Raw genomic sequence first — 18,446 nt, 5'->3', positions numbered from 1 at the left:
ACACGCGTGTGTGTCTAGCTTTCGCCGTCCTCCAGCCAGCCGAAGCTCCGCTCCACGGCCTTGCGCCAGTTGTGGTACTCGCGGTCCCGCACGGACGCCTCCATGGCCGGGGTCCACTCGACGTCCTTGAGCCAGTGCGCCTTGAGTTCGTCGAGGTCGTTCCACACACCCGTGGCGAGCCCGGCCGCGTAGGCGGCGCCCAGGCAGGTGGTCTCGGAGACCTTGGGGCGGACCACGGGCACGTCGAGCACATCCGCCTGGTGCTGCATGAGCAGGTTGTTCTTCGTCATGCCGCCGTCCACCTTCAGGGTCGTGATGTGCACCCCGGAGTCCTGGTACATGGCGTCCACGACCTCGCGCGTCTGCCAGCTCGTCGCCTCCAGCACCGCGCGCGCGAGATGCGCCTTGGTCACGTACCGGGTGAGTCCGGTGATGACCCCGCGCGCGTCGGAGCGCCAGTACGGCGCGAACAGGCCGGAGAACGCGGGCACGACGTACGCGCCGCCGTTGTCCTCGACGCTCGCCGCGAGGGGCTCGATCTCGTCGGCGGTCCGGATGATGCCCAACTGGTCGCGGAACCACTGCACCAGGGCGCCCGTGATGGCGATCGACCCCTCCAGACAGTAGACGGCCGCCTCACCGCCGATCTTGTAGCCCATCGTCGTCAACAGGCCGCTCTTCGACTTGACCGGCCGGGTGCCGGTGTTGAGCAGCAGGAAACTGCCCGTGCCGTAGGTGTTCTTCGCGTTGCCCACGTCGTAGCAGGCCTGCCCGAACACGGCCGCCTGCTGGTCGCCGAGCGCGGAGGCGACCGGTACGCCGGCGAGCTGGCCGACGGCGGTGCCGTACACCTCGGCCGAGGACTTGATCTCGGGGAGGACGGCGGCGGGAATGTTCATCGCGGAGAGGATGGACTGTTCCCACTGGAGGGTCTCCAGGTTCATCAGCATCGTGCGGCCGGCGTTGGTCACGTCCGTGACGTGCTGCCCGCCGTCGGTGCCGCCCGTCAGGTTCCAGATGAGCCAGGAGTCGACCGTGCCGAAGGCGATCTCGCCGCGCTCGGCGCGGTCGCGCAGCCCGGGCACATTGTCCAGCAGCCAGGCCGCCTTGGGGCCGGAGAAGTAGGTGGCCAGCGGCAGCCCGGTCTGCTCGCGGAAGCGGTCCTGGCCGTCCGAGCCGCCCAGTTGGTTGCACAGCGCCGCCGTGCGCGTGTCCTGCCACACGATGGCGTTGTGTACCGGCTTTCCCGTGGCGCGGTCCCACAGGACGGTCGTCTCGCGCTGGTTGGTGATCCCCAGTGCGCTGAGCTGGTCGGCGCGCAGCCCGGCCTTGGCGACCGCGCCCGCGACAACCGCCTGCACCTTGGACCAGATCTCGGTGGCGTCGTGCTCCACCCAGCCGGGCTTGGGAAAGATCTGGCGGTGTTCGCGCTGGTCGACGGCGATGATCGCGCCGTCCTGGTTGAAGATGATGCAGCGGCTGGAGGTGGTGCCCTGGTCGATTGCGGCGACGAACTTGTCCGTCATGATGTGCGTCCCCTTCGTCGGTTCCTTCAGAAGGCTGCGTTGAAGATGAGTCCGGACAGTCCCCCGCCGATCAGCGGCCCCACCACCGGGACCCACGCGTAGCCCCAGTCCGAGCTGCCCTTGTTGGGGATCGGGAGCAGGGCGTGGGCGATGCGCGGCCCGAGGTCACGTGCCGGGTTGATGGCGTATCCCGTGGGGCCGCCGAGCGACAGGCCGATGCCGACCACCAGGAACGAGACGATGAGGATCGAGATCCCGGACTCGCCGAGCCCCTTGGTGAGCCCGAAGGCCAGGATCGGCAGGACCAGACCCACGGTCGCGATGATCTCGGTGATGAGGTTCGCCACGGGATTGCGGATCGCCGGCGCGGTGGAGAAGATCCCGACCGTCGGCTGAGCGTTCTCCTCGTTGGCGTTTGCCCGGAACTGTGCGAAATAGACCAGCCAGCACAGGACCGCCCCGAGGAACGCCGATCATCTGCCCGGCGATGTAGACGGGGACCTTGTCCCAGTCCCCGGTGTCGATGGCGATTCCCAGGGTCACCGCCGGGTTGATGTGCCCGCCCGACAGCGGTGCGGCCGTGTAGGCCCCGGCCATCACGCCGAACCCCCATCCGAATGCGATGACGATCCACGATGATCTCCCCGATAAAGATGTCTCCGTTGCTCATGGCGGCTCCTAGGCCCTGGCCCGGGACGATCAGCCCCGGTCCTCCGTGCAGGATGCGTTTCCCATGGCGACTTCAGCCGAAGGCAGGGAGACCGCGCCCCGCTCGGCGTCCGTGACGAGCGTGCCGGCTCAGCCGAACCGCCCGTGGGGGAATGGGCCACGGCACAAGGGCCCGCGCGGCGCAGTGCCGGAATACGACGAGTATGTACGGCGATGTCGGCTGACACCGGAAGTGTTAACCGGCGTCATGGGAGCGTCAAGTTCGCCGACCGGAATGGTTGAAGGGGTGCACGGACGGTGGCACCTGCCCGCTCCGCGCGGCTGCCGAGCGAAGCCGACCCGGCAGGAGAGGCGTGGGAAGCCCTGAGAGGCGCCGAGAAGGACGCGCAGGCCACGAACCGCCCACAGAGGTGTCATAGGGCCGTAGGGGCGCCAGAAAGCCACTGAGGCCCCTCCGAGGGGCGTATAGCGTGAGCGGCCCCGCGCCCTCACCCGGCCGGCGTGGGCGCCCTCTCCGGACCGCGGCGGATCTCGTGCCCGGGAATTCCCGCGCGCCCCATTACCCAGCTCGCCCCGTGCAGCGCTTTTGCGGCCTTCTTCAGCGGCGCCAGACAGGCGGCCGCCTGCCGGTGGTCCGCCACGCTGCCCAACGGGCACAGGACCGTGGCCAGGGACAACGCGACCGGACGCCCGCCCGCCGACCAGGGCGGATCCAGGACGGCGGCGGCCAGCGGATCCAGCCACTCCGGATCCGTCAGCACCAGGAAGTCGTCCCCGCCGATGTGCCCCACGCGCGTGGTGCCGGACGCGGCCTGCTGCAGCGCCCGGCCCACCGCCCGGATCAGCTCGTCGCCCGCCGCGAACCCGGCCCCGTCGTTGACCTGCTTGAAGTGGTCCACGTCCAGCCAGCTCAGGGCGAAACCGCGGCCGGTCGCGATCCGCCGGTCCACCTCACCGGTGATCGCGTCCGAGCCGGGCAGCCGCGTGAGCGGATTGAGCCCGGCCGCCTCCTCCACCCGGGTCTCGGCCAGCGCCCGGACGAGGTCGGCGAGCCGTACGACGCCCATGCAGCGCCCGTACGCGTCGACGACGGCCACGTCGTCGGACGTGCGGTCCCGGTCGCCGACCGCCACCACGTCGAGGACCTCCCAGGCAGTGGCGTCGACGCCCACCGTCCGCGGCGGGTCGCCGAGCCTGGCGGCGGGCCGGTCGGCGTAGAGGGCATGGCCGTAGCGCCCCGACATCGACAGCAGGAAGCGGGAGCGGTGCACCGACCGGACCGGGACACCGGCGGTGTCCACGAGCAGCACCCCGGAGACGTCCGGTGACCCGGTCAGCAGGGCCCGCACCTGACCCGCCGATGCGGTGTCCGGCAGCAGCGCGGCGGGCCGGACGAACTCTCGCACGGACGGACCGGACCGCGGCACCGATGCGGCGTCGGGGGAGCGGGGCGGAACGTATACGTCCGCGGCGGGCAGCCGGGCCGGCGGGGCGAACAGCTCGCCCTGCGCCACCTGCGCACCGGCCGACAGCGCGGTGGCACACTGCCCCTCGGTCTCCACGCCCTCGACACCCAGCAGGGCGCCCAGCTCGTCGCACAGCGTGCGCATCGCCCGGATCGCCGCCCGGTGCCCCAGCAGGGAGGCGTCCAGTTTCACCAGGTCGGGCGCGATGTCCGTGAGCAGCCGCAGGGGCACGTCCCCGTCGCCGACGCCGTCCGCGCAGATCCGGAAGCCCTGGCCGCGCAGGGTGCCCACCGCCTCCAGCAGGGCCCGCTGCGGCACGTGCGTGTAGGGCGGGCCGATGTCGATCGTCACCTCCCACGGCAGCCGTCCCGCCTCGCGCACGGCGCTGTGCAGCGAGGTGAGTCCGCCGAGGTCGGCGAGGGTCCCGGCGAACACGTTGATGTGCAGGGGCAGCAATGTCTCCTTGCGCGCCGCCGCTCGGAGCGCCGACACCGCCAGCCTGCCGTCGAGTTCGGGGTCGCGGCGGGCCTCGGCCAGGATGTCGCCGGTCTCCGGGCGGGCGAGTATCTCCAGCCCCGCGACCCCACCGGTCGTCAGGTTGACCACCGGTTGGAAGGCGAAGCGGAGAGTATCCGTCCAGGAGGGCACGAGAGCATGATGACCCCCTCGGCGCGCACCCGGGCGCAGTTCATGAGGCGTTCACGCAGGATTCCCGAACGATCACACAGCGTAGAAGCTGCGTGGTGGATGGGCCGACGCTCCGCTCCCACGACGACGATGCAGCTCCTACGGTCCCCACGCCGCTCCTGCGAGGGCCAGCCGCCGTACGCCCCTCAGGCCCGTCTGCCGATCGCCCGACCGCCCGACGCCCGTCCGTCACCGCACCGCGACCACCGCCGAACCGTGCCCGAACAGGCCCTGGTTCGCGCTGATTCCCACGAGCGCGCCCGCCACCTGCCGATCGCCCGCCGAACCCCGCAACTGCCAGGCCAGCTCGCACACTTGGGCTACCGCCTGGGCCGGAACCGCCTCACCGAAGGAAGCCAGCCCACCGCTCACGTTCACCGGTATGTGCCCGTCCAGCGCCGTCGCCCCGTCCCTCAGCAACTTCGCCCCGTCGCCCTCCCCGCACAGACCCAGATCCTCGTACCACTGCAACTCCAGGGCGGTGGACAGGTCGTAGACCTCGGCGACGGACAGGTCCTCGGGCCCGATGCCCGCCTCCTCGTAGGCCGCCCGGGCGATCGACGCCCGGAACGTCTCGGCGGCGGGCTCCACGGCCATCGCGGAGTCCGTCGCCATGTCCGGGAGGTCCAGCATGGTGTTGGGGTAACGCGGCGTCACCGTGGACACCGCCCGGATCCGCACCGGCCGCGCCGACCCGTGCCGGCGCGCGAACTCCATGCTGGACAGCACCAGTGCCGCCCCGCCGTCGGAGGTGGCGCAGATGTCCAGCAGCCGCAGCGGATCGGCGACCACCGCGGAGGCGGCGACCTCCTCCGCGCTGACCCGCTTGCGATAACGCGCGTATGGATTCAGCGCCCCCAGAGCGGCGTTCTTCACCTTCACCTGCGCGAAGTCCTCCGGTGTGTCCCCGTGCATGGCCATCCGCCGGCGGGCGTACAGCCCGAAGTACGTCGGATTGGTCGCCCCGAGAATCCGGAACCGCAGCCAGTCCGGATCGTCCGGCCGGTCGCCGCCCGCAGGCCGGAAGAACCCCTTGGGCGCAGAGTCGGCGCCCACGACGAGCACAACGTCGGCGAGTCCCGAAAGGATCTGCGCCCGCGCGGCGTTGACGGCCTGCGCCCCGGAGGCGCACGCCGCGTACACGCTGGTGACCCGGGCTCCCTGCCAGCCCAGTGCCTTCGCGAACGTCGCCCCGGCCACATATCCCGGATAACCGCCCCGCACGGTGTCCGCGCCCACGACCGAGCCGACCTGCCGCCAGTCCAGCCCGGCGTCGGAGAGCGCCGAGCGGGCCGCCGCGGTGCCGTACTCGACGAAGTTGCGCCCCCATTTGCCCCATGGGTGCATGCCCGCACCGAGCACCGCCACATCCGCCGTCATGCCGCCACCCCCGTCGGCCGCCAGTGCCAGGTTGTCCAGGTTGTGTCCGCGTCCTCATGGAGCACGCCGGGCACGACCTCCACCTCCATGCCCACCGTCAGGTCGGCGACGGTGACCCCGGGAACGGCCTGCCCCAGCACCACGATCCGCTCGGCGGGCAGTTCCACGGCGATCAACGTGTACGGCTCCCAGGGAAGTTCCGGGTTCGTCACATAGGGTGACGGCGGCCGGTACCGGCTGTCGGTGTACGACCAGACTCGCCCGCGCCGCGACAGCGGAACCTCCTCGAGGTCGCCACCGGCGCAGTGCGGGTTGCGGCAATGGCCGTCCTCGCGCGGGAAGAAGACCGAGGCGCAGGCCGAGCAGCACGTGCCGAGGAGTCTGAAGTCGTCCCCCTCGCCGGAGAACCATCCTTCCACCACAGGCATGCGGGTTCGCGACACGGTTTCTCCCCACTCTGGACCTGACGGTATGTCAGAAGTGTGTCACGGGCGTCCCTGGCTGGGCAGGGCAGAGACATGACAAGACTCTCGACAGTGGTACGCGGAGTGGTCACCGCGTTCGCCGCCCTGCTGGTGGTGACCGCCGGCTCGACCACCGCCCCGGCGCAGACCGAGCCGAAGGCGCCGAAGGACTTCGTGGCCCTGAGAAGCGTGGATCCGACGATCATCCAGGAGATGCGCTACTTCACCCCGCACAACTTCGTCGGCGAGCGCATCGACGGCTACCAGCAACCGATCTGCATCCTCACCCGCCCCGCCGCCGAAGCCCTCCACACGGCCCAGACGCGCCTGCTGCGCCAGGGCTACATTCTCAAGGTGTACGACTGCTACCGGCCGCAGCGCGCCGTGGACCACTTCGTCCGCTGGGCCAAGGACCTCGACGACCAGGCGATGAAGGACGAGTTCTACCCGGACGTCGACAAGAGCCGTCTGTTCGAGGACGGTTACATCGCGGAGAAGTCCGGCCACAGCCGCGGCTCGACCATGGACCTCACCCTCGTGAAGCTCCCGGCGAAGCCGACCCGGCCGTACCACCCCGGCGAGCCTCTCGTGCCCTGCTACGCGCCCAAGGAGCAGCGCTTCCCCGACAACTCCGTCGACATGGCCACAAGCTTCGACTGCTTCGACACTCTCTCGCACACCCTCGACCCGCGCGTCCAGGGCGAACAGCGCGCCAACCGGCTGCTGCTCAAGAACACCCTGGAGGAGCTGGACTTCGTGAACCTCGCCGAGGAGTGGTGGCACTACACCTACAAGCCCGAGCCCTACCCCGACACCTATTTCGACTTCCCCGTGTCCTCGAAGTCGCTCACCAGGAACGGTTGAGCCACCTCACCGAGACGCCCTCCCCGTGATCGGATACAGTCCGCCGCGTGTCCGAATCTCAGCACTCCAGTTCCAACCCCGCACCGAACTCCCACTGTTCGAGCTGCGGCGCGCCCTATGGAGAGGGCGCCTCCGGCTGGCCCCGCACCTGCACGGTGTGCGGCGCCGTGGCCTACCGCAATCCGCTGCCGGTCGCGGTGGCCCTCCAGCCCGTGTACGACACCAAGGGCACCGCCATGGTCGTCATCACCCGGACCATCGCCCGCGCGCGAGGGGGCACCGCCCTGCCCGGCGGCTACATCGATGACCGCGAGGACTGGCGGCAGGCCGTCGTCCGGGAACTCAAGGAGGAGACGGGCATCGTCGCGGCGAGCCGTGACGTACGGCTCGTCGACGCGATGAGCTCACCGGACGGGCACCTGCTGCTCTTCGGGCTTCTCCCCGAGCGCCCGGCCGACGCCCTCCCGCCGTCCGAGGCCACGGACGAGACGGCGGGCCGGCACCTCCTGCGCAGGCCCGAGGAACTCGCCTTCCCGCTGCACACGCGGGCCGTGCGGGCCTGGTTCGAGGGCCGCTACGTCTGAGTTCCACGGCCTGTGAGGCCGCGCACGCGTACCGGGTGCGACGGCTCGCTCACGCCGTCCTCGCCCTCCCGCTCCACGACGACCCGCGCACCCTGCCGACGGGCGACGTAGCGTTCGATCTCCGGCTCGTCCCAACCGTCGCCACCGTCCGGCACGACGAGCCCGCCCCCGGTCCGCCCGGGGGCGGGCGCCCACACCTCCAGTTCCAGGCCACCGTCGTCCCCCCGCACGGGAATGACGGCGCCCGCGCGCGCGAACACCGGAATCCGCGCGAGCGGGGCCTCGACCAGCACCTGCGCCGGTCCCTCGTACGCCTGCTCCGTCGCCATGTCGTACCAGCGCCCGCGCGGCAGCTGCACCGCGCGCCGGTCCGCGCCGGGATCCAGGACCGGCGCCACCAGCAGACAGTCACCCAGCAGGAAGGTGTCCTCGCAGTCCCGCAGCGTGCGGTCCTCGGGCGCCGACCACCACAGGGGCCGCACATAGGGCGCCCCCGTGCGCCGGGCCAGATGCGCCAGTGTCACGAAGTACGGCAGCAGCCGCCGCCGCTCCACGAGCGCCACGCGCGCGTGCTCCAGCACATCGGCACCGAACTCCCACGGCTCCCTGCGTCCCGCCCGAAGACTCGCGTGCGTCCGGAACAGCGGCAGATACGCGGCCAACTGGAACCAGCGCAAATACAGCTCCGGCGAAGGGTGCCCGTCGAACCCGCCCACGTCCGGCCCCGAATACGGCACGCCGCACAACCCGAGGCCCATGACCAGTGCCAGCGACGCCCGCAAACCGGGCCAGCCGGTGATCACGTCACCGGACCAGGTCCCGCCGTAGCGCTGCATGCCGGCCCAGCCGGAGCGCGAGAAGACGAACGGCCGCTCCTGGGGTGCCAGCGTCCGCAGCCCCTCGTAGCCGGCCCTGGCCATGCACAACGCGTACACGTTGTGCGCCTCGCGATGGTCACCGCCCCAGCCGTCCAGGGAGTGCCGGGCCGAACGCGGCAGGGTCGACTCCCCGAACGCAGTGAACGACGTGGGTTCGTTCATGTCGTGCCAGAAACCCGAGAACCCCTGCCCGAGCCGCTCCTCGTACAGACCGCCCCACCACTCACGCACGCGCGCGTGCGTGAAGTCGGGGAAAACCGCCTCCCCGGGCCACACGACGCCCTCGACGACCTGCCCCGAGGCGTCCCGCACGAATGCGTCCTCGGCCGTTCCGCTGTCGTAAACGGCATTGCCGGACGCGGCCCTCACCGCCGGGTCGACGATCGACACCAGCCGGATCCCGTCCCGCCGCAGTTCCTCGGCGAGCTGGGGCAGCTTGGGGAAGCAGTCCTGGTCGACGGTGAAGACCTGGTGGCCGTCGAAGTGGTCGATGTCCAGATGCACGGCGTCGAGCGGCAGATCGCGCTCCTCGTAGCCCGCGACGATCCGGCGCACCTCCTGCTCGCTGCCGAAGCCCCACCGCGCGTGATGGTGGCCGAGCGCCCACGCGGGCGGCAGTGCGGCCGCCCCGGTGAGCGAGGCCCAGGTCAGCAGCACCCGCGCGGGCGCGCCCACCATCACCCAGCACCTCAGCGGACCGCCGTCCATCCGCAACTCACTCGTCCCGGCCCGGTCGTGCCCCGAACCGGCGCCCTCCTCGCCCTCCCTGAGCGTCACCGTTCCGTCCCACGAGCTGTCGTGGAACACCAGGTGCGTGCCCGCGTCGGCGACGACCAGTTGCACCGGCATGGTGATGTACAGCGGATCGTCGCCCGGCGTGAAGGCATGACCGGGGTCGGTGTTCCACAGCCGGTACGTGCCGTCCCGCAGCCGGGGACCCGACGCGCGTCCCCCGAGCCCGAAGAACCGCGCGTCCGCCGCCACGTCCGACCGTTGCATCCAGCGCCCTGGGCCGCCGCCGACCGGCTCCCACCACCGGGGCGGCAGATCCCGGCGCAGAGCCACCCCTCCGGGCGTGCGCACCTCGATCGCCCCGTGCCGCGACACGGCGACCGTCACGCGCTCGGCCACGACCCGCCAGCCGCCGTCCTTGTCCGGCTCCAGCACCGCCCGGGGATCCGGCTCCGGACAGCGGCCCGCCAGCGCGTACGACGGCTCCGGACCGGCGCCGTCCCAGCCCCAGAAGACCGCCCCGTTGACGGCGACGAGGATCCGCAGCTCGGCGCGCCCGAAGCGGATGATGCCGCCCCCCGGCTCCGGCTCCACCTCCTGCACGGGCCCGGGCACCCGCGCGCGCTCGGCACCTCTCGGCGGCAGCCCGGCGGCGTCGGCACGCCTCCTGCGCCACGCCGCCCGTACGGTACGCAACCCCTGCCCCACCGAACCGACCGCCTTCACCGAACGCACCAGGTCACGACCGTTCATGCTGCTCACCCTGCCACTGCGCGCCCCACGCGCGCGTGTCGTTCAACTGCCGTTCACCCATACCGGGACCACATCTTCACGACACGGACTCCACCAGGGTGCACTCTGGTGCAGAAGTCGATCACATGGCATCGTCCCTCTCAGACGCGTCACGCGCACATCACAGCCCGTGTGCGCAGGACGCACACGACGCGCACAGTCCGGGAGCCGCCCATGTCGACCGAGAATCCCCAGCCGCTCTGGCACCCTGATCCGGAACGCGTCGCCCGGGCACGGATCACCAGGTTCCAGGCCTGGGCCGCCGAACACCACGGTGCCCCCTCCGAAGGAGGCTACGCGGCTCTGCACCGCTGGTCCGTCGACGAACTGGACACCTTCTGGAAAGCCGTCACGGACTGGTTCGACGTCCGGTTCTCGTCCCCGTACACGCGCGTGCTGGGTGACCGTATGATGCCGGGCGCCCAGTGGTTTCCCGGGGGGACCCTGAACTACGCCGAGCACGCTCTGCGCGCCGCCGCGACCCGCGCGGACGAGCCGGCGCTGCTGTACATGGACGAGACCCATGAGTCCCGCCCCGTCAGCTGGGCCGAGCTGCGCCGCCGGGTCGGCTCCCTGGCCGCCGAACTGCGCGCCCTCGGCGTACAGCCCGGAGACCGCGTCAGCGGCTACCTGCCGAACATCCCGCAGGCCGTGGTCGCCCTCCTCGCCACGGCTGCCGTAGGCGGCGTCTGGACGTCCTGCGCGCCCGACTTCGGCGCCCGCAGCGTCCTCGACCGCTTCCAGCAGGTCGAACCGGTCGTCCTGTTCACCGTCGACGGCTACCGCTACGGCGGCAAGGAGCACGACCGCCGAGACATCGTCGCCGAGCTGCGCCGCGAGCTGCCCACTCTGCGCGCCGTCGTCCACATCCCCCTGCTCGGCACCGAGGCCCCCGAGGGCGCCCTGGAGTGGTCGGCCCTCACCAGCGCGGACACGGACCCGGTCTTCGAGCAGGTGCCCTTCGACCACCCGCTCTGGGTGCTTTACTCCTCCGGCACCACCGGACTGCCCAAGGCCATCGTCCAGTCCCAGGGCGGCATCCTGGTCGAGCACCTCAAACAGCTCGGCCTGCACTGCGACCTCGGCCCGGAAGACCGTTTCTTCTGGTACACGTCGACCGGCTGGATGATGTGGAACTTCCTCGTCTCCGGTCTCCTCACGGGCACGACGATCGTCCTCTACGACGGCAGCCCCGGCTACCCGGACACGGGCGCCCAGTGGTGGATCGCCGAGCGCACGGGGGCCACCCTCTACGGCACCTCCGCCGCCTACGTCATGGCCTGCCGCAAGGCCGGCGTGCACCCCGGGCGCGACGCCGACCTCTCCCGCGTACAGTGCGTCGCGACCACCGGCTCGCCCCTGCCCCCCGACGGGTTCCGCTGGCTGCACGACGAGGTCCGCGACGACCTGTGGATCGCGTCCGTCAGCGGCGGCACAGACGTGTGCTCCTGCTTCGCAGGAGCCGTACCGACGCTCCCGGTGTACGTCGGGGAGCTTCAGGCAGCCGGCCTGGGCACCGACCTGCAGTCCTGGGACCCGAGTGGCAAGCCCCTCGTCGACGACGTGGGCGAACTCGTGGTCACCAACCCCATGCCGTCGATGCCGATCCACTTCTGGAACGACCCCGACGGCAGCCGCTACCACGACAGCTACTTCGACACCTACCCCGGCGTGTGGCGGCACGGCGACTGGATCACCGTCACCTCGCGCGGGTCCGTCGTCATCCACGGCCGCTCCGACTCCACCCTCAACCGCCAAGGCGTCCGCATGGGATCGGCCGACATCTACGAGGCCGTCGAACGCCTCCCCGAGATCAGGGAATCCCTCGTCATCGGCCTCGAACAGCCCGACGGCGGCTACTGGATGCCCCTGTTCGTGCACCTGGCCCCGGGAGCCGTCCTCGACGAGGCCCTGCTGAACCGCATCAAACAGGCCATCCGCGAGCAGCTGTCGCCGCGCCACGTCCCGGACGAGATCATCGAAGTGCCCGGCGTCCCGCACACCCTCACCGGCAAACGCATCGAGGTCCCGGTCAAACGCCTGCTCCAGGGCACCCCCCTGGAGAAGGCGGTCAACCCGGGCTCCATCGACAACCTCGACCTGCTGCACTTCTACGAGGACCTCGCCCGCAAGCGCACCTGACCACCCCGAGGACGGCGGTCAGCCCCCATAGGTGGCCTCGGACTCCCCGAGCACGACGGTGAAGTCCGAGGCCAGCCGCGCCGCCTCAGCAGGCTCCAGGCCGGCGACGGAGATCCGCACTCCCGGTCCGGACGACAGCCGGAACCGCGCTCCCGCTGCGACCCACCAGCCGTACGACCGCAGCCCGTTCACCACGGCTGACTCGTCCCCCACGGGCACCCACACGTTCATCCCGCTCGCCCCGTGCGCCTCGATGCCCTGTTCGCGCAGTTCCCGCAGCAGCGCGCTCCGGCGCAGGGCGTACGTCCCTCCGGCCTGGGCGGCCAACGCGCGCGTGCCGTCGTCGGTCAGCAGCCCGTGCACGCTCTCCTGGAGCAGGTGACTGACCCAGCCCGAGGTCAGCAGCATCCGTCCGTCGTGCCGGGCCAGCGTGGTCGGGTCACAGGCCGCCGCGGCCCACCGCAGGTCGGCCCCCAGGAACTTGCTCACGGTCCGCACGTGCACCCAACGGCCGAGCCCCCCGGCGGTCAGCGTGTGCAGGGGCGCGCCGGCGACCTCGGAGGCGTGGTCGTTCTCCACGACCAGGATGTCCGGCTCCTCCCGGAGCAGGCCGGCGAGCGCGTCCCGGCGTGCTACGGAGAAGCAGCCGCCGTACGGATTCTGCGCGCGCGGACTGCACACCAGGGCCCGCACGCCGGCCCGCAGCGCCGCGCGCAGGGCGTCCGGCCGCACGCCCTCGTCGTCCACGGCCACCGGGATCGCACGCAGCCCCAGAGCCGTCACCAGGTCCAGCAGATGGTGGTACCCGGGGTCCTCCATGGCGACCGGGTCGCCGGGGCGCAGCTCCACGGACAGCAGCCGGCCGATGAGGTCCAGCGCCCCGTGTGCGAAGGTCACCTGTTCCACGGGCACGCCATCGGGCCGCAGCCAGTCGCGCACGGCCTCCTCCAGCCGCGCCAGCCTCGGTGCCGAGCGGTGCGACCGGGCCCTGGGCGAGAGCTGCGAAGGGGGCACGAGCTCCGGGAGCAGCAAGGGGTCGGGGTGACCGCCGGCCAGGTCCCGCACCCCCGCGGGGACCTTCGGCGGCCGCCGCGACGCCACCGCCGGAGCGGGCGCCACCACCGTTCCGCCCCGCCCGCGCGTGACGACGATGCCGCGCTGCCTGAGTTCCTTGTACGCCGTGGCGGCCGTCCCGGGACTCACACCGAGATCGTCCGCCAACCGCCGCACAGGAGGCAGCGCGGTGCCAGGGGCCAACACTCCCTCGGCCACGCCTCGTTCGACGGACGCGGCAATTCCCTTGGCCGTCGTACCACTGATCGCATATTGTGCTGCCACGTTCCATATTATGTATCAATACGTACCTTCCGGCAAGGGTTCGGAAGCAAGGGGGAGCAATGCATCCGGTGCGCCGCGCAGCAGCCTGGTCGAAGCGGATACCCGGAGGCCGCGACGGCCGCAGAATGATCGCTGCCGCCCTCGTCGACCGCATCGGCAGCGGCCTGTGGGCATCCGTCTCCGTCCTCTACTTCACCTACGTCTCAGGCCTCACCGTCGCCGAGATCGGCTCCCTCGCCGCCGTCGCCGGAGCCGTCGGCATCGCCGGAGCGCCCCTCGGCGGCCGCATCGCCGACCGGCTGCCCCTCACCCGCGTCCTCATCGCCGTCCAACTCGCGCGGGCTCTGGCCGCCCTGGCCCTGCTCACCACGGACAACTACGCCCTGCTCCTCGCCTACTCCGCGGTGGGCGCGCTCGGCGACCGTGCCGCAAGCGTCCTCACCAAGCTGTACGCCACGCGCGTCGCAGGACCCGAGCGCGTGCGCTACCAGGCTGTCCACCGAACCGTCGCCAACGCCGGCTGGGCACTGGGCGGCCTCGGCGCCGCGGGGGCACTCGCCCTCGGCAGCGTCGCCGCGTACCAGTGGCTCCTCGTCGGCGACGCCCTCTCCTTCGTCGCCTGCACCCTCATCGTCCTGCGCTGCGGCGAACCCCCGTCGCCCTCCCGCACGGTGACCACATCCAAGGACCTGGCACCCACCATCAGACCGGCGAACCCCTGGCGCGACCGCACCTACCTCGCCTACGTCGCCACCGAAACCGTCCTCTTCCTCGACGACGCCGTCTTCAAGGTCGGTCTGCCGCTGTGGATCGCGCACACCGACAACGCACCGCACGGCCTCGCACCGCTGCTGATGGTCCTCAACAACGTGATGGTGGTGGCCCTCCAGGTCCCCCTCGCTCGGTTCGGCGCCACCACCGCGGCCGCCCGCGCCCTCCTCCCACTCTCGGCCGCCTTCGCCCTGGGCGGGGTCACCATGGCCCTCTCCGCCACCGGCGGCACCGTCACCGCCATCCTGCTGCTCACCGCCTCGGCCGCGCTCTTCACCCTGGCCGAGATGCTCCACGCCACCGTCTCCTGGGAACTCTCCGTCGCCCTGGCCCCGGACACCGCCCTGGGCAGCTATCTCGGCGTCCACGGCCTGGGCCAGGCCGGCCAGCGCAGCATCGGACCACTCGCCGTCACCGCGGCCATCGCCACTGGCCCCGTCGGCTGGGCCGCCTTCGGCAGCGGCATCGCCGTGACCTGCCTGATCCAGCGCCGCCTGGTCCGCAACCGCCTCGCCCGGACCTCATTGTCAGTGCCGCCGATTACTGTGAGTGAAAATTGATCGACTGCGCACAGGGGGAAACATGGCGCACACCGACCGCCGGACCATGCGACGCGTTCTGCGCCGCGAGATCGCCGGCACCATCGGCCTGCTGACCGACGAGCACGACTTCCGTGCCATGCGGCGCTACCGCAGCTTCACCTTCGGCGACCACACGCTCTACCTCCAGGAAGTGGAAGCCCTCCTCCGGGCCCGTGCCGCCCAGGGCAACCACACCACCGTCGCCCTTTTCGATCCGGAGAAATACGCCGAGTTCTGCGCCGAGACCGGCCTCGACCCCGACATCCCGTCGAGCCGCACACGGTTCACAGCAGAACTCGCCGCCACCGGCCCCACCGTCCCCTACGAAGGCCAGCCCCTCGCCGACCTCCTCCCGGTCCTCGTCGACGAAGGCATCCGAAAGGCCACCTGGGAGTACGCGACCACGCTCCTGTCCCGCCTCGGCGCCTGCGCGACCTGCGGCGAGGACATCGGCCGCGCCACCTTCACCCGGGCCTCGGACCTCATCGCCCGCATCCTCGACACCGCCCCACCCGGCAACCGGCACCTCGTGTGCAGCGTCTCCGGACCACCGGAAGCCCTCGTCTCCGTCCTCCACGCCGACGACAACACCGACGGTGCGACACAGCTGGACGAAGCAGAGGCCCTCGCCTTCGCCACGGTCCTCGCCGTCGGCCTCGCCACCCACAGCCCCGGCGGACTCGTCATGCGGACCAGCGCGCCCGACGGACCCGACCGCATCTACGGCTGGCGCCTGCGCGGCTACGGCCTGGATCCCCTCACCGCGGGAGAGGTCTTCGACGCCTACTGCACCGACATCGAATCCGGCGACCTCATCTCCCCGGAATCCAACGTCGACTACTGCGAGCCGCCCGACCTCGGACAAAAGAAGGACGGACCCACGCCGGGGCACCACCACTGAACGCGGGAGGGGCGCCCCACACAGGTGGGGCGCCCCTCACCGACAGCCGGTCGCGGCCTCGGGCCGACTACTCGCCGGACAGCACCGCCTGAGCCGCACTGCGCGCCTCCTCGGCGCTGTCCGCCGCCCGCGCCGCCGCCGCGGCCCGCTCACACTGCGCCAGCGTGTACTTCGCCAGCGTTGCCCGGACATAGGGAATCGACGCCGCACCCATGGAGAGGGAGGTGACACCCAGACCGGTCAGCACACATGCGAGCAGCGGATCGGACGCCGCCTCACCGCAGACACCACAGCTCTTGCCCTCGGCCCTTGCGGCCTCGGCGGACAGCGCGACCAGATCGAGCAGCGCGGGCTGCCACGGATCCTGCAGACGGGACACCGCACCCACCTGCCGGTCCGCGGCGAACGTGTACTGCGCGAGGTCGTTCGTACCCAGCGACAGGAACTCGACCTCCTGCAAGACCGAGCGCGCCCGGAGCGCGGCCGACGGAATCTCCACCATCGCGCCGAACTTCGCCTGCAGCCCCGCCGCACGGCAGGCGTCGGCGAACGCCTTGGCATCGGCCCTGTCCGACACCATGGGGGCCATGACCTCGAGGTAGACCGGCAGACCCTCGGCGGCCTTCGCGAGCGCCGTCAGCTGCGTGCGCAGCACCTCGGGGTGGTCGAGCAGCGTCCGCAGACCCCGCACGCCCAGCGCCGGGTTCGGCTCGTCGGCCGGTGTCAGGAAGTCGAGCGGCTTGTCCGCGCCCGCGTCCAGCACACGGACGACGACACGACCCTCGGGGAACGCTTCGAGAACCTGCCGGTAGGCCGCGACCTGCTTCTCCTCGGACGGCGCGTTCTTGCTGTCGTCGAGGAAGAGGAACTCCGTACGGAAGAGACCGACGCCCTCCGCTCCCGCCTCGACCGCTGCGGGTACGTCCACCGGACCGCCGATGTTGGCCAGCAGCGGCACCTTGTGACCGTCGGAGGTGGCACCCGGCCCGGTCGACGCGGCCAGCGCCGCCTTGCGCTCAGCCGCCTCGGCCGTCAGCCGCGCCTTCTTCTCCTCGCTCGGGTTCACGAAGATCTCGCCGGTGCTGCCGTCCACTGCGATCATGGTGCCCTCGGCAAGCTCACCGGCACCCGGCAGCGCCACCACGGCCGGCACACCGAGCGCCCGCGCCAGAATCGCGCTGTGGCTGGTCGGCCCGCCCTCCTCGGTGACAAAGCCGAGCACCAGCGCCGGATCCAGCAGCGCCGTGTCGGCGGGGGCCAGATCACGCGCGATAAGTACGTACGGCTCGTCGCTGTCCGGGACACCCGGCATCGGTACCCCTAGCAACCGGGCGACGATACGATTCCGCACGTCATCGAGGTCGGCCACGCGACCGGCCAGGTACTCACCGGCACCGGCCAGCAGAGCCCGGTACGCGTCGAAGGCGTCGTACACCGCACGCTCGGCCGTGCTGCCCACCGCGATACGCCGTTCCACGTCCGCCATCAGCTCGGGATCCTGGGCCATCATGGCCTGTGCCTCAAGCACCGCCTGGGCCTCGCCCCCGGCCAGATTGCCGCGCGCCATCAGATCGGCCGCCACAGCCTCCACGGCCTTGCGGGCGCGCCCCTGTTCACGCTCCGCGTCCTCCGCCGGGATCTGTTTGGCAGGCGGCTCAAGCACCGCCGTTCCCATATGCCGGACCTCGCCGATCGCCACGCCGTGGCTCACGCCGACCCCTCGCAGTGTTGTCTCCATCTCACCCGTCTCCAATAGTGCGGCGGGTCCCTCCGCCGCGGTGGTTGTCCTACTCGCCGCCACCGTCTTACGACGGCACGGACATCAGTTCCAGGTGAAGAGACTGTCGCCGGTCTTCACGTCGCCGTCTTCCCGGAGCTCTGAGAGGGCCTCGGCCGTCGCCTCGAGCGCCACGAGCGGGCACACCGGGGACTTGCCGACTGCCTCGACGGCGCTGGGGTTCCAGCGCACGATGGCCTGACCACGCGCCACGGTGTCGCCCTTGTTCACGAGCACCTCGAAGCCCTCGCCGTTGAGCTGCACCGTGTCGATGCCGAGGTGGGTGAGCACACCGTGTCCCTGCGCGTCGACGACGACGAAGGCGTGCGGGTGGAGAGAGACGATGACTCCATCCACGGGCGCAACGGCCTCGGAAGGCTCACGCACGGGATCGATCGCCGTACCCGGGCCGACCATGGCCCCGGAGAAGACCGGATCCGGCACGGCTGCCAGTCCGATGGCGCGTCCTGCCAGCGGGGACGTCACGGTGGTCATGGGAAGCCTCCCAGGGGTGGAGATGTATCTGAGCCGTCACTGCCTGTCCCGGACGGCGCACTGTGCAGCAGGGTATGGCATATGAAGTGACGGTTCCGCATGACAGATCCGGATTATGGTCTAGACCATATCCCAAATCGATTTGCACCTGCTCCGCGACTCCGTGTACAGTCGTACTCCTGCCAGGGGCTGAGCGACCCGACCAGGCGTCATCGCCCGGCAGTACCCAACTCGTCAGATCCTATCTCGGGGTCACCTTCTGCATGCCTGCAGGACGGTGGTCAGGGAGTCGGAAAAACACTGATAGAGTGGGAAACACCGAAGGGAAGCGCCCGGAGGAAAGCCGCGAGAGAGTCTCTGGCGGTGAGTACAAAGGAAGTGTCCGTTCCTTGAGAACTC

13 protein-coding genes and 1 pseudogene are annotated in these 18,446 nt (G+C 70.9%); 5 read left to right on the top strand and 9 right to left on the bottom strand.

Going from position 1 to position 18,446, the window contains the following annotated elements; genetic code table 11:
• Positions 1–14: 14 nt before the first annotated feature.
• The 5 genes and pseudogenes from glpK to H8R17_RS19660 form a co-directional block, all read right to left on the bottom strand.
• The gene (gene glpK / locus H8R17_RS19680) at positions 15–1,526 is read right to left on the bottom strand and encodes a glycerol kinase GlpK (protein ID WP_187824518.1); all 1,512 of its coding nucleotides are present in this window, start codon (positions 1,524–1,526) and stop codon (positions 15–17) included.
• A gap of 26 nt (positions 1,527–1,552) precedes the next feature.
• Positions 1,553–2,165, bottom strand: a pseudogene (locus H8R17_RS19675) (MIP/aquaporin family protein); the annotation flags it as partial.
• Positions 2,166–2,683: 518 nt separating this feature from the next.
• Entirely contained in the window at positions 2,684–4,309 is a 1,626-nt protein-coding gene (locus H8R17_RS19670; protein WP_187824517.1) for an EAL domain-containing protein, read from the bottom strand.
• Positions 4,310–4,537: 228 nt separating this feature from the next.
• Entirely contained in the window at positions 4,538–5,728 is a 1,191-nt protein-coding gene (locus H8R17_RS19665) for a lipid-transfer protein (RefSeq protein WP_187824516.1), read from the bottom strand.
• Complete coding sequence (locus H8R17_RS19660; protein WP_187824570.1) at positions 5,725–6,150, bottom strand: Zn-ribbon domain-containing OB-fold protein; 426 nt, start codon at positions 6,148–6,150, stop codon at positions 5,725–5,727. Before H8R17_RS19660 ends, H8R17_RS19665 begins: the two co-directional genes overlap by 4 nt.
• Positions 6,151–6,246: 96 nt before the next feature.
• On the opposite strand from H8R17_RS19660, the gene H8R17_RS19655 reads away from it, so the two are divergent.
• The gene (locus H8R17_RS19655) at positions 6,247–7,056 is read left to right on the top strand and encodes a M15 family metallopeptidase (RefSeq protein WP_187824515.1); all 810 of its coding nucleotides are present in this window, start codon (positions 6,247–6,249) and stop codon (positions 7,054–7,056) included.
• 47 nt (positions 7,057–7,103) lie between these two features.
• Positions 7,104–7,640, top strand: a complete 537-nt coding sequence (locus H8R17_RS19650; protein WP_187824514.1) for an NUDIX domain-containing protein — start codon at positions 7,104–7,106, stop codon at positions 7,638–7,640.
• Here the strand turns inward: H8R17_RS19650 and H8R17_RS19645 are convergent.
• Entirely contained in the window at positions 7,631–10,003 is a 2,373-nt protein-coding gene (locus tag H8R17_RS19645; protein WP_187824513.1) for a TIM-barrel domain-containing protein, read from the bottom strand. The two genes, H8R17_RS19650 and H8R17_RS19645, sit on opposite strands and share 10 nt — an antisense overlap.
• Before the next feature lie 213 nt (positions 10,004–10,216).
• Here H8R17_RS19645 and H8R17_RS19640 point away from each other — a divergent pair, with 213 nt between their 5' ends.
• Positions 10,217–12,184 (top strand): acetoacetate--CoA ligase, encoded by a 1,968-nt coding sequence (locus tag H8R17_RS19640; RefSeq protein ID WP_187824512.1) that lies wholly within the window; start codon positions 10,217–10,219, stop codon positions 12,182–12,184.
• A gap of 18 nt (positions 12,185–12,202) precedes the next feature.
• Here the strand turns inward: H8R17_RS19640 and H8R17_RS19635 are convergent, their stop codons facing one another.
• Positions 12,203–13,522: an aminotransferase class I/II-fold pyridoxal phosphate-dependent enzyme gene (locus H8R17_RS19635; RefSeq protein WP_187824511.1), complete on the bottom strand. Its 1,320-nt coding sequence runs from the start codon at positions 13,520–13,522 to the stop codon at positions 12,203–12,205.
• A 125-nt stretch (positions 13,523–13,647) separates the two neighbouring features.
• Between H8R17_RS19635 and H8R17_RS19630 the strand changes: the two genes are divergently transcribed.
• Entirely contained in the window at positions 13,648–14,853 is a 1,206-nt protein-coding gene (locus tag H8R17_RS19630; RefSeq protein ID WP_187824510.1) for an MFS transporter, read from the top strand.
• 22 nt (positions 14,854–14,875) lie between these two features.
• Positions 14,876–15,775, top strand: coding sequence for a hypothetical protein (locus H8R17_RS19625; RefSeq protein ID WP_187824509.1), 900 nt, complete (start codon positions 14,876–14,878; stop codon positions 15,773–15,775).
• A 67-nt stretch (positions 15,776–15,842) separates the two neighbouring features.
• On the opposite strand, the gene ptsP is transcribed toward H8R17_RS19625, so the two are convergent.
• A complete protein-coding gene (gene ptsP / locus H8R17_RS19620) occupies positions 15,843–17,513 on the bottom strand; it encodes a phosphoenolpyruvate--protein phosphotransferase (RefSeq protein WP_187824508.1) in 1,671 nt (556 codons plus the stop codon).
• Positions 17,514–17,597: 84 nt separating this feature from the next.
• Positions 17,598–18,047 (bottom strand): PTS glucose transporter subunit IIA, encoded by a 450-nt coding sequence (locus H8R17_RS19615; RefSeq protein WP_187824507.1) that lies wholly within the window; start codon positions 18,045–18,047, stop codon positions 17,598–17,600.
• Positions 18,048–18,446: the final 399 nt, after the last annotated feature.

It is taken from the genome of Streptomyces sp. TRM68367 (assembly GCF_014495685.1).
GTDB lineage: Bacteria > Actinomycetota > Actinomycetes > Streptomycetales > Streptomycetaceae > Streptomyces.
The sequence above is the reverse complement of the archived record's forward strand: the minus strand, read 5'-3'. Positions and strand labels throughout refer to the sequence as shown.